A 14,669-nucleotide genomic window follows, 5' to 3' on the forward strand; every position below is an offset into this window, starting at 1 on the left:
ATTTGCTTTCCGTTTCTCGCAGGTCGAGCCAATGAAGGAGATTACCGTGTCGGAGCAGCGCAGTGGCGCGCGAATCCTGATCGATACGCTGGTGCAGCAGGGCGTCGAATTCGTGTTCGGCTATCCCGGCGGCGCGGTGCTGCCGATCTATGACGAGCTGTTCAATGAAGATCAGCGCGAAGGCGGCCTGCGCCATATCCTCGTTCGGCACGAAGCCGGCGCGGCGCATGCCGCGGAAGGCTATGCCCGCTCCACCGGCAAGCCGGGCGTCGTCCTCGTCACCAGCGGCCCCGGTGCGACCAATGCGGTGACCGGTATCGCCGATGCGTGGATGGATTCGATCCCGATGGTGGTCATTACCGGGCAGGTGCCCACAGGTTTGATCGGGACCGATGCGTTTCAGGAGGCCGACACGGTCGGCATCACGCGGCACTGCACCAAGCATAATTATCTGGTGAACGATCCCACCAAGCTGGCCGCGACCATCGAAGAAGCGTTTCGTATCGCGACCACCGGGCGACCGGGGCCGGTGCTGGTCGACATTCCCAAGGACATCCAGATCGCTTTGGTGGACGAAGCGGAAAGCACGCCCCTCGCCTCGCATCGCTACCAACCGCGGACATCCGCCGCTTCGGACGAGATCGCCCGCGCAGTCGAGATGCTGGCGGCGGCGGAACGGCCGGTCTTCTATACCGGTGGCGGCGTCATCAATGCCGGGCCGCGCGCCAGCGAATTGCTGCGCGAATTGCAGCGCCTGACGGGCGCGCCCGTAACCAGCACGCTGATGGGCCTCGGCGCCTTTTCCGCCGACCACGAGGATTGGCTCGGCATGCTCGGCATGCATGGGACCTACGAAGCCAATATGGCGATGAACCGGTCAGACCTGATCGTGGCGATCGGATCGCGGTTCGACGATCGGGTGACCGGGCGGCTCGACGCGTTCGCCCCGCAGGCGAAGAAGATCCACATCGATATCGACCGGGCCAGCATCAACAAGGTCGTGCCCGTCGATCTGGGCATCGTTGGCGATTGCGCGCAGGTGCTGGAACAATTGGTCTCCGCCTGGGGCGATCGAACGGCCCGCGACCTGTCCGAATGGCAGGCACGCATTGCAGGCTGGCGGGCGCGCAAATGTCTCGCCTATCCGGCCGGCACGGACGCGATCATGCCGCAAAAGAGCATCGAGCGCCTGTTCGCCCTAACCCGCGATTCCGATCCGATCATCACCACCGAAGTCGGCCAGCACCAGATGTGGGCGGCGCAGTATTTCGGCTTCATGGGGCCGAACAAATGGCTGACGAGCGGCGGCCTCGGCACGATGGGTTACGGCCTGCCCGCCGCGATCGGCGCCCAGCTCGGCAATCCGGACGCGCTCGTCATCGATATCGCGGGCGAAGCGAGTATCCAGATGAACATTCAGGAGCTCGGCACGGCCAGCCAGTATCGCCTGCCAGTCAAGATCTTCATCCTCAACAACGAATATATGGGCATGGTCCGCCAGTGGCAGGAGCTGACCTATGAAAGCCGCTATTCCAACAGCTATTCCGACAGCCTGCCCGATTTCGTCGCGCTGGCTCAAGCATATGGCTGGAAGGGCATCCGGATCGAGGACGAGAGCCAGCTCGATGCCGGGATCGAAGCGATGCTGGCGCATGATGGGCCGGTGATCGTCGATTGCCATGTGTCGAAGGATGCCAATTGCCTGCCGATGATCCCCAGCGGCGCGGCGCATACCGACATGCTGATGTATGGCGACAGCGTGGCGGGATCGATCGACGACAAAGCCAAGGCGCTGGTGTGAAGGAGGACGAATGATGGGCATGCACGCGAAAATTCCTCCGCAATTCGAAGCACGCGCCGAACGCCGCGTATGGTTCGGTCGCCGCGATGCGGAACGTCTGCTCGACTGGATCGAGGATAGCGGCCAGCGCTTCCTCGGCATCGAGCTGGCGGAAAAGGGCGACGACGAAACCTGGACGCTACTGGCCGATAATCTCGACCTCAGCCGCCAGACCGACAATTTCGAAGCGGTCCGCCGCGGTCGCGATTTCCTGCGCGATTACGATGGCGAGGGCCGCATGTTCGAACCCGTCTGGGAAGGAACCGCCGCATGAGCGATCCTGCCCAAAACCATGCCAAGAGTTACGAACGCCACGTCCTCACAGTCGTGGTCGACAACGAAGCGGGCATCCTCGCCAAGATCGCGGGGCTGTTCACGGCGCGCGGCTATAACATCGACAGCCTGACCGTGGCCGACATCTCGGAAGATCACGCGATCAGCCGGATCACGATCGTCACCGGCGGCCCGCCGCAGGTGATCGATCAGATCCGCGCCCAGCTCGAACGGCTGGTGCCTGTTCACAAGGTGATCGACCTCACCGAGGAAGGCCCGCATGTCGAACGCGAGTTGGCGCTGATCAAGGTCGTCGGCAAAGGCGAAATGCGCGTCGAGGCCTTGCGGATCGCCGAACTGTTTCGCGCGAATGTCGTCGACACCACCACGGCCAGCTTCGTCTTCGAATTGACCGGATCGCCGGACAAGGTCGCCAGCTTCATCGCCCTGATGCGCGAACTCGGCCTCGTCGAAGTCGGGCGTTCGGGCATCGTCGGCATGATGCGCGGCGCGGACAAAATCTGAGAAAAAGGGATACCATGCAGATCTATTACGATTCCGATTGCGACCAGCAGCTGATCAAGGACCGCAAGGTCGCGATCGTCGGCTATGGCAGCCAGGGCCACGCCCATGCCCAGAACCTGCGCGACAGCGGCGTCGGCGAAGTCGTGATCGCGCTTCGCGAAGGATCGGCCACGGTCAGGAAGGCCGAAGATGCGGGCTTCACGGTCAAGACTGTCTCGGAAGCGGCCGAATGGGCCGACGTGCTGATGATCCTGGCCCCGGACGAGCACCAGGCGGCGATCTATGCGAACGAGGTCGCGGGCAAGATGCGCCCCGGCACTGCGCTCGCCTTCGCACATGGCCTCAACATCCATTTCGGCTTGATCGATCCGCCCGCCAATGTGGACGTCATCATGATCGCGCCCAAGGGCCCCGGCCACACCGTGCGCAGCGAATATCTGAAAGGCGGCGGCGTGCCGTGCCTGATCGCCGTTCACCAGGAAAGCAGCGAGGGAGACGGCGGCAACGGCTTCGCCAAGCAGCTGGCCCTCTCCTATGCGAGCGCGGTCGGCGGCGGACGCTCGGGCATTATCGAGACCGATTTCAAGGAAGAGTGCGAGACCGACCTCTTCGGCGAACAGGCGGTGCTGTGCGGCGGGGTAACCCACCTGATCCAGGCCGGGTTCGAAACGCTGGTGGAAGCCGGATATGCGCCCGAAATGGCCTATTTCGAATGTCTCCACGAAACCAAGCTGATCGTCGACCTCCTGTACGAAGGCGGCATCGCGAATATGCGCTATTCGATCTCAAACACCGCCGAATACGGCGATATCAAGACCGGCCCGCGCATCATCACCGACGAAACGAAGGCGGAAATGAAGCGCGTGCTGAAGGACATCCAGTCCGGCCGCTTCGTGAAGGACTTCGTACTCGACAATCAGGCGGGCCAGCCCGAACTGAAAGCAAGCCGCAAGGCTGCCGCCGCCCACCCGATCGAGAAGACCGGTGCCCAATTGCGCGCCATGATGCCCTGGATCGGCGCCAACAAGCTGGTGGACAAGGAAAAGAACTGAGCGGGGGATTTGAGGACGGGACCGGTTCGCGCTAGGTTCCGTCCACGCCGAATTTTTCGAATTCAGGAGTTTGTTATGAAGCCTATCGCTCTCGCCATATCCGCCCTCGCTCTCGGTGTCGGCGGCGTCGCCGCGCTCGAAGCGCAATCCTCGCCGCCGTCGAAGCCCGGCGTGGTCGATGTCTCGCGCGTTGCGGGCGGCACTTATGTCGCCGACGGTTCTCACAGCCTGGTGGCGTGGAGCGTCAATCATTTCGGCTTCAACGATTATTTCGGCCTGTTCGGCGATGTCGAAGGCACGCTTACCATCGATCCGGCCAATCCGTCGGAGGCGATGGTCGATGTCACCGTACCAGTCACGAGCGTTGCAGTGGTGAGCGAAGGCTTGCGCGACCATTTGCTGCGACCGGGCAAGGACGGCGCGGAACCCGATTTCTTCGGCCCCGAGCCGGAACCGGCCCGCTTCGTGTCGCGATCGGTCGAAGTGGGGCCGGGCGGCGTTACCGCCGATGTCAGCGGCTATCTGACCATGAACGGCGTCACGCGCCCGGTCGATCTCTATGTCCGCTTCACCGGTGCCGGGACCAATCCGATGAACGAGCGGGCCACGATCGGCTTCGAAGGGCGCACGACAATCCAGCGCTCCGATTTCGGGATCGATTACGCGCTGCCGATGGTGGGCGACGACGTGACGCTGGAAATCACCGCTGCATTCGAAAAGCAATGATACCGGCGCTGACCCGGCAATTATCTAACAGTTTTCGATCTCTTGGGCTTGCATCGCGCGCATCGATGCGCGATGCAGGCTCCATGGCTTCGCTTCTGCTCGATCTACGACTTATGCGCCCTTGGGCGTGACCCGGCGTGCCCGATAGGCGCGCGGATCGCCCAAGGGTTTCCGACACCGCGTTCCTTTCGACAGACCGAGTAATCCGATGCCCATGCTCCGCGATCCCAGCGCGAAATACGCGCCCTTCCCCCAGATCGACCTGCCCGACCGCCAGTGGCCGACGCGCACCATCACCACCCCGCCCCGCTGGCTTTCCACCGACCTTCGCGACGGCAATCAGGCCATCGTCGATCCGATGGACGCGCATAAGAAGAATCGTTTCTTCGATCTGCTGGTCGAGATAGGCGTTAAGGAAATCGAGGTCGGCTTTCCCAGTGCCGGTGCGACCGAGTTCGACTTCATTGCAGGGCTGGTGCAGTCGGGTCGCATTCCCGACGATGTGATCGTCCAGGTCCTCACGCAGAGTCGCGCCGATCTGATCCGCACCAGCTTTGCCAGCCTCGACGGTGCGCGCGCGGCGATCGTCCATCTCTACAACGCTGTCAGTCCGGCCTGGCGTGAAATCGTCTTCGGCATGAGCCGCGATCAGGTGCGCGACATCGCTGTCGCAGGCGCAAAAGTCATGCGCGACGAAGCGGGCGCGCGGCCCGATACGGACTGGCATTTTCAGTACAGTCCCGAAACGTTTTCGACCGCCGAACTGGATTTCAGCCTGGAGGTCTGCGAGGCAGTGATGGACGTGCTCGCCCCCACACCCAAGCATCCGATCATCCTGAACCTGCCCGCCACAGTGGAGGCGGCGACACCCAATATCTACGCCGATCAGGTCGAATATTTCATCCGCAACCTGCCCAATCGCGACAGTGCGGTCATTTCGCTGCACACCCATAACGATCGCGGAACCGGCGTCGCGGCAGCCGAACTGGCGCTGATGGCCGGAGCCGACCGGGTCGAGGGCTGTCTGTTCGGAAACGGCGAGCGGACGGGCAATTGCTGCCTCGTCACGATGGCGCTCAACATGTACACGCAGGGCGTCGATCCCGCGCTCGATTTCTCGGACATCGACAGGGTGATCCGCACGGTCGAATATTGCAACGAATTGCCGGTCCACGCGCGCCATCCCTATGGCGGCGAGCTGGTGTATACCGCGTTTTCGGGCAGCCATCAGGACGCCATCAAGAAAGGCTTCGGCGCCCGCGCAGGCCAGAACGACGAGCGCTGGCGCGTGCCCTACCTCCCGATTGACCCCGCCGATCTGGGCCGCAGCTACGAAGCGGTCATCCGCGTCAATTCGCAGAGCGGCAAGGGCGGCTTCGCCTGGGTGCTGGAACAGGATCAGGGCCTAAAACTGCCCAAGAAAATGCAGGCCGATTTCAGCCCCCATGTCCAGCGCATGGCCGATGGCCTCGGGCGCGAATTGAACGCTGGCGATATCTGGCAGGCCTTCCGCGAAGCGTATCACGTGAAGACCGCGAACAAGCACTTCCAGCTCGTCGATTACGAGGAACGGCGTGCCACCGATGGCACCCGCCTATTCAGCGGCACGATCGAAGTGGAAGGGGAGCGCCAGAGCGTGAGCGGTCGCGGCAACGGCCTGATTTCGAGCGTCCTGAGCACGCTGGAAGATGCGTTCGGCCTGCAACTGGAAATCGTCGATTATGTCGAGCATGCGCTGACGACCGGGCGCGACAGCAGGGCTGCGGCTTATCTTGAATGCCGCACGCCGGATGGACTGACCTTGTGGGGTTGCGGGATCGACGAAGATGTCGCCACGGCAGGCGTGCGCGCCGTTCTGAGCGCTGCAAACAGCGCGGTGTCGCTGGCGGTTTAGCGTGCCGCCACGCCGAGTTCCTGCCGCTCGGGCCGGGTGAGCGAAGCTGTGCTATCGGTATTCGTCCAATGCCCTTCGCGCTGCGCGAGCCGGACCATGTTTCGTCCGGCTGCCTTGGCAGCATAAAGTGGCCCGTCCGCCGAATTCATCGCCATGGACGGGCTGCAAGTTTCGGCAATCCGCGCAACGCCGATGCTCGCCGTCACGCTGAAGGCGCGCCCATCCTGATCGGCGATGCGCTTGTCGGCGATTGCCTGGCGGAGATGTTCGCAGATTTCGGGCGCGTCTTCCACGGCATCGCGCATGACGATCATGCCGAATTCTTCCCCGCCCAGCCGCGCAAAGAAGCACCGGCGGGTCGTATGTTCGCGCATCAGTCCCGCGATCTTCTTGAGTACGACATCGCCGGTGTCGTGGCCGTAGGTATCGTTGACGCGCTTGAAATGATCGAGATCGATGAGAGCCAGTGCAAAAGGAGCTTCGTGCGCGTGAGCCAATTGGTCTTCCAACACATCGAGAAAGGCGCGGCGGTTCGGCAGGCCGGTAAGCGCGTCGGTGCGCGCTTCGCGCGTGGCCTGCAATTCGTCGAGCTTGCGAGCAGTCACATCGCGGATCGTGACCACGAAAGAGCCGACCGCTCCTGCGGAATAGACCGAACGAATCTTCGCCTCCAGCCACAAGGTTGCGTGGCCGCGCGTCACTGATCGTTCAATAATGCGCGTGGTGCCAGGCGCCGTACGTGCGTCGGAGAGCGCTTCGTCGATCACCTCCCGATCGAAGGCGCCGAAAAACGCGCTGATCGGTTTCCCGTCGAGATCGTCGAGCCCGCTCAATTCCTTGGAAGCGGGAGACGCGAAGCGGATCAAGCCGTTGCGATCGAGGTGCAGCAGCGCATCGTCCGAATGATCGGAAATCAGCCGCTGGAGCGCTTCGCGCTGCACGATATCGTTGACCAGCCGCTCGCGCTGATCGAGCGCGATCGCGAGCGGCAGAGCGATCAGCAACAGGACCGCAAGATAGAATTGCAGGAACAGCGCCTTGCCGGCAATCGTCAGGTTGAGAGCTGCGAAATGGCCGACATCGATCGCCAGCGAAATTGCGGCGGCCACGGTCACGACTAGCACGCCGACAGCAGCCCCCATCCGGCCGAAGCGATAGCTTGCCAGCACCACCGGAACGATCGGAAGAAACAAGAGCGGATAACTGGTCTGGAAAATCGTGGCCGCGGAGATCGCCGCTATCAGTGCCATGACGGCGACGAATTCCGCGCTTCTCTTAGTAAAGGGGCTGAAGGATTTATCCGTGGTGCCGTCGGTCTTGGTATCCGCAGCGAGCAAGAGGACTAGCGGCATCACTAGCATAGCGCCCAGGCCATGGCCGACAATCCATGCACCTGCGTGAGAGAGCCACGTGCCTCCCACGGCGTGCCAGGCGATGAAGCCGCCGGGCAGAGACATCGCTATCGGCGCGGCGAGCCCTGCAAACGCGATCAGCGCGGAGAAACCCGACCCGCTGGTTATATAATCGCCCTGCGGCCGAACTTTGCGAAGGAGAAACGCTGTGAGGGCAGCTTCGCCGATATTCACGAAGGCGAGCGGGATAGCCGGGCCTGGGCCGAACCCGAAGACTGCGGTCGCGATGGTGCTGAGAACAAGCACGATTACGGCGGGCATCGCCCATAAACGATAGGGCAGACTCAGGAAAAGGGTGGCAGCGATCGCAGTACCGGGCCAGAACAACGCCAGACCGCCACTGTAACGGGTCCAGAAGATCGCAGCCGCCGTCGCCGCGAAGAACGCGGCGGCGTAGCCGAGAATACTTCGAACATCCCGTCTCATGTAATTACCCCCGCCTACGCCCGCGCCCCTACCGCGAAATTCTGAAATAAGCCATAATCGGCAAAATACGTAGAGGCATCAAATTAATTTCAGGTGTTACAAACATCGATCGACAAGGGAGAGACTGGACCATGACCGAAACGATACTCGAGCCCGACTTGCCGATCGTCGATCCTCATCACCATCTGTGGGACTTGCGGCCGCTGCTTCCGGCCTTTCCCACCCCCAGGCATCCGTTTCTTGAAGCGATTGCAGGGGCGGCATATTACGATTTCGATGCGTTGCGAGCGGATATCGGCGCCGCATCGCCGGACGCACCCTCGCACCGCGTGCTGGCGACCGTCTTCATGGAATGCGGCGCCTATTATGCCGTCGATCGCGAGCAGGCGATGAAGCCCGTCGGCGAGGTCGAGTATGTGAACGGCGTCGCGGCGCAGGGTGCTAGCGGGCTTTATGGCGAATATCGTCCCTGTGCCGGGATCGTGGGCCATGCGGACCTCACGCTGGGCGATGCGGTCACGCCGGTGATCGAGGCGCTGATTGCCGCCGGAAACGGACGCTTCAAGGGCATCCGGCATGCAGGCGCCTGGGATGCCGACCCGGAAGTGCTCGGGCCTCCCTTCCACGCGCCCGAGGGGCTTTATGGCTCCGATGCCTTTCGCGCCGGTATGGCTGCTTATTCCCAATTCGGCCTGACCTTCGATGCCTGGGTGCTGGAACCCCAGCTCGGCGATGTCCTCGCGCTCGCCCGTGCCTTTCCGGATCAGGCGATCGTGCTCGACCATTGCGGCACGCCGCTGGGCATGGGGAAGTACGCCAGAACCCTGCCCGAGACGTTCGAACGCTGGCGAGCCAGCATCCGCGCGATTGCCGAATGCCCCAATGTCTCTGTAAAACTCGGCGGGCTCGCCATGTCGTTCTGCGGCATGCCGGAGGAAGGACCTGCCAAAGGCTGCGGATCGGAAGAGCTCGCCGATCTATGGCGACCCTATATCGAAACCTGCATCGAAGCCTTCGGCACCGAGCGAGCCATGTTCGAGAGCAATTACCCGGTCGATCGCTGGGGCGCGAGCTATCCGGTGCTGTGGAACGCGTTCAAACGCCTCGCCTCCGGTGCATCGGCGCAGGAGAAGCGCGCCCTTTTCTGCACCAACGCCGCGCGCACCTACGACATCGCGCATACTCTCCCCGAGTTGCCCGACCTTCCGTAACGGCAGTCTCGACAAGCGGGGCGGCGCACCATAACCCGGTCGGAAAATTCGCGAGAGGAGATCGCTCATGCCCCTGCCCGCCCCCTTCGACCGGCTGCGTCTGCCGGTGATCGGCTCGCCGCTGTTCATCGTTTCCGGACCGGAACTGGTCATCGCGCAGTGCAAGGCGGGAATCGTCGGCAGCTTCCCGGCGCTGAACGCCCGTCCTCAGGCGCAGCTCGACGAGTGGTTGCACCAAATCACCGAGGAACTGTCCGCGCATAATCGCGACAATCCCGATCGGCCCGCCGCGCCTTTTGCCGTCAATCAGATCGTCCACCGTTCGAACGACCGGATCGAGGCCGACATGGCGACCTGCGCCAAATGGCAGGTGCCTTTGGTGATCACCTCTCTGGGGGCGCGCGAGGAGATTTTCGACGCGGTGCGCGGCTGGGGCGGGATCACCATGCACGACGTCATCACCGACCGCTTCGCGCGCAAGGCAATCGAAAAAGGTGCGGATGGTCTTATCCCGGTCGCCGCCGGTGCGGGCGGCCACGCGGGCACGCTCAGCCCCTTCGCGCTAATGCAGGAAATCCGGGCCTGGTTCGATGGATTGGTCGCTCTGTCCGGCTCGATCGGACATGGCCGCTCGATCCTGGCGGCGCAGGCGCTGGGGGCGAACTTCGCCTATATCGGATCGCCCTGGATCGCGACCGACGAGGCGAATGCAGATGCGGGCTACAAGCAAGGCATCGTGGATGGGGACGCGGCGGGCATCGTCTACACCAACCTCTTCACCGGCGTGCACGGCAATTATCTGCGCTCCAGCATAGAAGCTGCGGGCATGGATCCCGACGATCTGCCGACGAGCGATCCCAGCAAGATGAATTTCGGCAGCGGCGGCAACACCAAAGCCAAGGCCTGGAAGGATATCTGGGGTTCGGGCCAGGGGATCGGGACAGTCAAGTCGGTCGGCCCGGTCGCGGACATGGTCGAGCGATTGGCCACCGAATACGACGAAGCGAAGGCATCGCTGATGGCGAATATCGGTTAGGGCGAACTCCGGTCAGAAGATCCCGGCCGACAAGCCTTCCGCCAAGCCTTCGCCCAGCGCCCGGCACTCTGCCAGCGTTTCGTCGGGGACGGTCTTGTCCGCCAGAATACGCTCGGGCGTCTGCGCCTCGAAATTGACGATCATCGGATCGGCCACCCGCTTCAGGCGCCAGCCCTTGGCGATCCGGTCGAGTTGTCGCTGCGCGCCCTCCCCGTCCGATCCCGCGGCGATGATCGTCGCATAAGCGCGCCCCTCCAACCTACCGAGAACGGGATAATAGCAGCGATCGAACATGTCCTTCATCATCCCGCTCATCGCCGCGAGATTCTCCGGACAGACGAACAGATAGCCTTGGGCGGCCAGCAGGTGATCCGGCTCGACCTGTTCGGCGGACAGGCATAGCGCCGCCTCGCCCGCTCCATCGCGCGCGGCTTCGGCCATGGCGCGGCTGGCGCCGGTCCGACTGTGCCAGGCAATGAGGAGAGGCGCGTGCGACATTGAGGCCCAGCATCGCTGACCCCTGTCGATTGTCAATCCGCACTCCCTTGCGGTTCCCCCCAAGGCGCCTAAAATCCGCACCATGCCCACAGACACTGCCCCCTCCGTGCTCGGTATCGAGCGATCGCTTTCCGGCAAGAAATGGCGCTGGCGGGGCGGAAACATGGACTTGTCGCGCGGCGGCACCGCGACCGTGGCGCACGACATCGTCACCCAGCTCCTGCTGGCGCGCGGCGTGGCGGAAGCCGATCTTGCGCGCAATCGTACGCCCACCTTGCGCGATTTTCTGCCCGACCCGTCCGAATTCAACGATATGGACACCGCCGCCGATCGCCTCGCTCAGGCGGTGCTGAGCGGGGAGCGGATCACCGTCTATGGCGATTACGATGTCGACGGCGCGACGAGCGCGGCACTGCTGATCCGCTTGTTGCGCGATCTTGGCGTGGAAGCGGATTACTATATCCCGGACCGCCTGCTCGAAGGCTACGGCCCCTCGGGCGAGGCGCTGGTGAAACTCGGCGAACAGGGCAGCAGCCTCGTCGTCACGGTCGATTGCGGGGCGATGGCGTTCGATGCCTTGCAGCAGGCTCACGATGCCGGCGTGGACGTTATCGTGGTCGATCACCACAAATGCGCAGCTGAGCTTCCGCGCGCGCTGGCGCTGGTCAATCCGAACCGCCTCGATGAAAGCGATCTTGCCGCCGGGCATGGCCATCTCGCCGCCGTCGGCGTGGCGTTCCTGCTCGGCATCGCGCTCGTTCGCACGCTGCGCAGGCGCGGTTTTTTCGAAAGCCGGAGCGAGCCCGATCTGATGGGGCTGCTCGACCTCGTGGCGCTCGGCACGGTGGCGGACGTTGCCGCGCTGCACGGGCTGAACCGCGCTTTCGTGGCGCAGGGCCTCAAGGTGATGGCGCGCCGCGCGAACACGGGCATGGCGGCGCTGATCGATGCGAGCCGCCTGAAGCGCGCGCCCGCGTGCAGCGATCTGGGCTTCGCGCTCGGCCCCCGGATCAACGCCGGAGGGCGCGTGGGCGAATCGACGCTGGGCGTGCGCCTGCTGACGACGCAGGACCCGGAAGAAGCGCAGGCCATCGCGGCGCAACTCTCCCAGCTCAATGACGAACGCCGGGCGATCGAGGCCGCCGTGCAGGAAGGGGCGGAAGAACAGCTCGCCGCGCAGCACAACCGCGCCGTCACTCTCGTGGCGGCGCGCGGCTGGCATCCCGGCGTGATCGGGATCGTCGCTGGGCGGATCAAGGAAAAGACCGGCAAGCCCGCTCTCGTCATCGCGATCGACGAGGAGACCGGTCAGGGCAAGGGATCGGGCCGCTCCATCGCGGGCGTGGACCTCGGCGCAGCGATCATCGCGGCGCGCGAAAGCGGTCTGCTGGTCGCAGGGGGCGGCCATGCCATGGCGGCAGGCCTGACGATCGAGGCGGACCGGCTCGACGCCTTTTCCGACTGGCTCGACGAGCGGCTGGCGAAAGATGTCGCGCGGGCCAGCGCCGGACAATCCACCGTGCTCGACCTCGCCGTGTCGCCGGGCGGACTGGTGCCCGATCTCGTCGAGACGCTCGAAGGCGCGGGGCCGTTCGGCATGGGCTGGCCCGGCCCCCGGCTCGCAGTCGGCCCGGTGCGGCTGGTCAAATGCGACGTGGTGGGCACCGGCCATGTCCGCATCGTCGCCGCAGGAGACGACGGGCGCAGCTTCAAGGCCATCGGATTTCGGATGGCGGACAGCGAATTGGGCCAGACCTTGCTGCATGGCACACGCGGACGCAGGCTGTGGCTGGCGGGCCGCGCCAAGATCGACGATTGGGCCCAGCGCGCCTCTGCCGAACTGCATCTGGAAGACGCCGCATGGGCCGATTGAGCGCTCTGCGGACGCCTGAAAATTTGCCGCGATCCAAGGCTTGACGAGCCCGGACGAGCCGATTAGACGCCCGGCCACGCCACCGACCCGGAAACGGGACTGGCCCCTTCGTCTAGCGGTTAGGACGCGGCCCTTTCACGGCTGAAACACGGGTTCGATTCCCGTAGGGGTCACCATCGGTGGCGTTTTTGCGTTTGCGATCCGCGCACCGTTATCCATCGGCGCGCCCAAATTTCATTGGCGCACCCGGCAAGGCCCCTTCGTCTAGCGGTTAGGACGCGGCCCTTTCACGGCTGAAACACGGGTTCGATTCCCGTAGGGGTCACCATCGGTGGCGTTTTATCCCGAAAATTCGGGATTTCTCGGAAAATCAATGTCTCGGTAGGCGCCCGGTGCTACAAAAGGGTGCTACAAATGGGACGTCGAATGCCGCATTCGGTAAAATGATCGAAATCGCGATACGAGCAATTCCGTATGGCTATGCCAGCGGACGTCCGGCATGTCATTGGCAAGACTGCTTGGGTCGAATCGCTCCGAACCACGGATCGTGCAATCGCGGATGAGATGCGTGCCAAACGTGCTGCCAAATGCTATGCTGAGATTCGTGAAACCCGAGCAGGTATCGTTCGGAATGAAGTGAAAATCGCGATTGCCGCAATGGATGGCGCTTTATCGCAAATGGCCTCGAATTGCGGCTCCAAAGACGAAGCCTACGCCACCTGTCTCAGTGTGCTAGCTACGAGTGTAGTGGACAGTTGGTCTCGTCCAGAGGAGCCCCAACTCCAGACTTATGGCGACAAGCTAGTTCGCGAACCCTCCCCTGCTTTCGATCCCATCAAGGCTTTTGCGAGCGATACTGCGCGTAGCGAGTTTTCGGCGCGTCGCGATCTGATCGAAGGAACCGGGCGTGCGGACGGTTTGATTCACCGAGAGCTTGCGGGATGGCTTCTCCAGAACGAGATGTTCGATCCCGTTTGGTCCGCACTGAGCTATTTGTCGTCAGTTGATAGTAGGTTTCGGCTCAACCGGCTCGAGCATTTCGATAGCCTCGCCAAGACATTCCTGGAGCGCCTTTGTAATCACACATTTTCAAACTGGTCGGCAAATGCCTCGCTCGCGTTCCCGGGCGCAGACAATGCCACTAAATCTCCAATCACGATTCCCTCAAATGGTCCGAAGAACGCCACGCCTATTCGCGACGATTCACCAATAATTGCATCCAGCATATGGCGCAAAACGCTTAGCGAAGCATTGCACTACTGGAAGGAACAACGTCGACCGGGCCGTTCTGGTATTACCGAGGCGACACGTTCGGTCGAACGCTACATTAACCTTTTCGGCGACCCTTGTATCGCGCACATCATCGCTGCATCGCTGACATCGTTCTCAAAAGCGAAAACGCTTAAAATACCTAATAGAAAACGCGGAAGGCCGGCACATCGGCACTCAGCTGAACGACGACCTTCCGCCCAAGATTAATGAAACCGGACGGCTCGCACATGGCCCAAATTGAGCCTATGCCTTCCGGTCGACGATCATCCCTCGCGAAAATCGCCGATGATCTCGACCTGTTCGCCGATGAGGATTAGGGTGTTGTCGTGATCGAGAAAAGTCTTCTCGTCTGGGAAGACGACGTTGTTGTAAGTCTCGGACGTCAGAACCTCTTCCATCCCGGCTTCGCTATCGAACCACAGCTCTGCGGTCCCATCGAAATCGGCATTTTGCGCCACATCGGTTTTCAGCTCCACGGGATGGGTTTGGATATAGCGCAGGCAATGGGTCTGTGCCTCCGGGATGGAGCGGAATTGGGGGCCGTGCACCTCGATATGGTGCTTCACGAAGTCGTCGTGGCTCATACCAGCCTTGCGCTTCAGGAACATGGTCATCTTGATCATTAGCCGGT

13 protein-coding genes and 2 tRNA genes are annotated in these 14,669 nt (G+C 62.7%); 12 read left to right on the top strand and 3 right to left on the bottom strand.

What is annotated here, in order from left to right:
• Nucleotides 1-31 precede the first annotated feature (31 nt).
• The 6 genes from ilvB (at nucleotide 32) to leuA (ending at nucleotide 6,310) form a co-directional block, all read left to right on the top strand.
• On the top strand, nucleotides 32-1,801 hold the full coding sequence (gene ilvB / locus J7347_RS04280) for a biosynthetic-type acetolactate synthase large subunit (protein ID WP_245173783.1): 1,770 nt from the start codon (nucleotides 32-34) through the stop codon (nucleotides 1,799-1,801).
• Between the two features lie 10 nt (nucleotides 1,802-1,811).
• Nucleotides 1,812-2,114, top strand: coding sequence for a hypothetical protein (locus tag J7347_RS04285; protein WP_209160951.1), 303 nt, complete (start codon nucleotides 1,812-1,814; stop codon nucleotides 2,112-2,114).
• The gene (gene ilvN, locus J7347_RS04290) at nucleotides 2,111-2,638 is read left to right on the top strand and encodes an acetolactate synthase small subunit (protein ID WP_209160952.1); all 528 of its coding nucleotides are present in this window, start codon (nucleotides 2,111-2,113) and stop codon (nucleotides 2,636-2,638) included. The genes J7347_RS04285 and ilvN overlap by 4 nt, the downstream gene beginning before the upstream one ends.
• A 14-nt stretch (nucleotides 2,639-2,652) precedes the next feature.
• The gene (gene ilvC / locus J7347_RS04295) at nucleotides 2,653-3,690 is read left to right on the top strand and encodes a ketol-acid reductoisomerase (RefSeq protein WP_209160953.1); all 1,038 of its coding nucleotides are present in this window, start codon (nucleotides 2,653-2,655) and stop codon (nucleotides 3,688-3,690) included.
• A gap of 75 nt (nucleotides 3,691-3,765) precedes the next feature.
• Entirely contained in the window at nucleotides 3,766-4,416 is a 651-nt protein-coding gene (locus J7347_RS04300; RefSeq protein ID WP_209160954.1) for a YceI family protein, read from the top strand.
• A 208-nt stretch (nucleotides 4,417-4,624) separates the two neighbouring features.
• Nucleotides 4,625-6,310, top strand: a complete 1,686-nt coding sequence (leuA, locus tag J7347_RS04305; protein ID WP_067683419.1) for a 2-isopropylmalate synthase — start codon at nucleotides 4,625-4,627, stop codon at nucleotides 6,308-6,310.
• Here the strand turns inward: leuA and J7347_RS04310 are convergent.
• A complete protein-coding gene (locus tag J7347_RS04310) occupies nucleotides 6,307-8,148 on the bottom strand; it encodes a sensor domain-containing diguanylate cyclase (protein WP_209160955.1) in 1,842 nt (613 codons plus the stop codon). The genes leuA and J7347_RS04310 overlap by 4 nt on opposite strands.
• 131 nt (nucleotides 8,149-8,279) lie before the next feature.
• On the opposite strand from J7347_RS04310, the gene J7347_RS04315 reads away from it, so the two are divergent.
• Nucleotides 8,280-9,359 (top strand): amidohydrolase family protein, encoded by a 1,080-nt coding sequence (locus J7347_RS04315; protein ID WP_209160956.1) that lies wholly within the window; start codon nucleotides 8,280-8,282, stop codon nucleotides 9,357-9,359.
• Between the two features lie 67 nt (nucleotides 9,360-9,426).
• Nucleotides 9,427-10,395: a nitronate monooxygenase family protein gene (locus J7347_RS04320; RefSeq protein ID WP_209160957.1), complete on the top strand. Its 969-nt coding sequence runs from the start codon at nucleotides 9,427-9,429 to the stop codon at nucleotides 10,393-10,395.
• A gap of 12 nt (nucleotides 10,396-10,407) precedes the next feature.
• Here the strand turns inward: J7347_RS04320 and J7347_RS04325 are convergent, their stop codons facing one another.
• The gene (locus J7347_RS04325) at nucleotides 10,408-10,893 is read right to left on the bottom strand and encodes an NAD(P)H-dependent oxidoreductase (RefSeq protein ID WP_209160958.1); all 486 of its coding nucleotides are present in this window, start codon (nucleotides 10,891-10,893) and stop codon (nucleotides 10,408-10,410) included.
• Between the two features lie 82 nt (nucleotides 10,894-10,975).
• Between J7347_RS04325 and recJ the strand changes: the two genes are divergently transcribed.
• The 4 genes from recJ (at nucleotide 10,976) to J7347_RS04345 (ending at nucleotide 14,245) form a co-directional block, all read left to right on the top strand.
• Nucleotides 10,976-12,766: a single-stranded-DNA-specific exonuclease RecJ gene (recJ, locus tag J7347_RS04330; RefSeq protein WP_209160959.1), complete on the top strand. Its 1,791-nt coding sequence runs from the start codon at nucleotides 10,976-10,978 to the stop codon at nucleotides 12,764-12,766.
• A gap of 101 nt (nucleotides 12,767-12,867) precedes the next feature.
• Nucleotides 12,868-12,942 (top strand) — tRNA-Glu (locus tag J7347_RS04335).
• Between the two features lie 77 nt (nucleotides 12,943-13,019).
• Nucleotides 13,020-13,094, top strand: a tRNA-Glu gene (locus J7347_RS04340).
• Between the two features lie 152 nt (nucleotides 13,095-13,246).
• Nucleotides 13,247-14,245: a DUF6538 domain-containing protein gene (locus J7347_RS04345; protein ID WP_348521575.1), complete on the top strand. Its 999-nt coding sequence runs from the start codon at nucleotides 13,247-13,249 to the stop codon at nucleotides 14,243-14,245.
• 56 nt (nucleotides 14,246-14,301) lie between these two features.
• Here J7347_RS04345 and J7347_RS04350 read toward each other — a convergent pair whose 3' ends face one another.
• On the bottom strand, nucleotides 14,302-14,661 hold the full coding sequence (locus J7347_RS04350; RefSeq protein ID WP_067682263.1) for an EthD domain-containing protein: 360 nt from the start codon (nucleotides 14,659-14,661) through the stop codon (nucleotides 14,302-14,304).
• Between the last annotated feature and the right edge of the window lie 8 nt (nucleotides 14,662-14,669).

The organism is Erythrobacter sp. A6_0 (assembly GCF_017744235.1).
Classification (GTDB): Bacteria; Pseudomonadota; Alphaproteobacteria; order Sphingomonadales; family Sphingomonadaceae; genus Qipengyuania.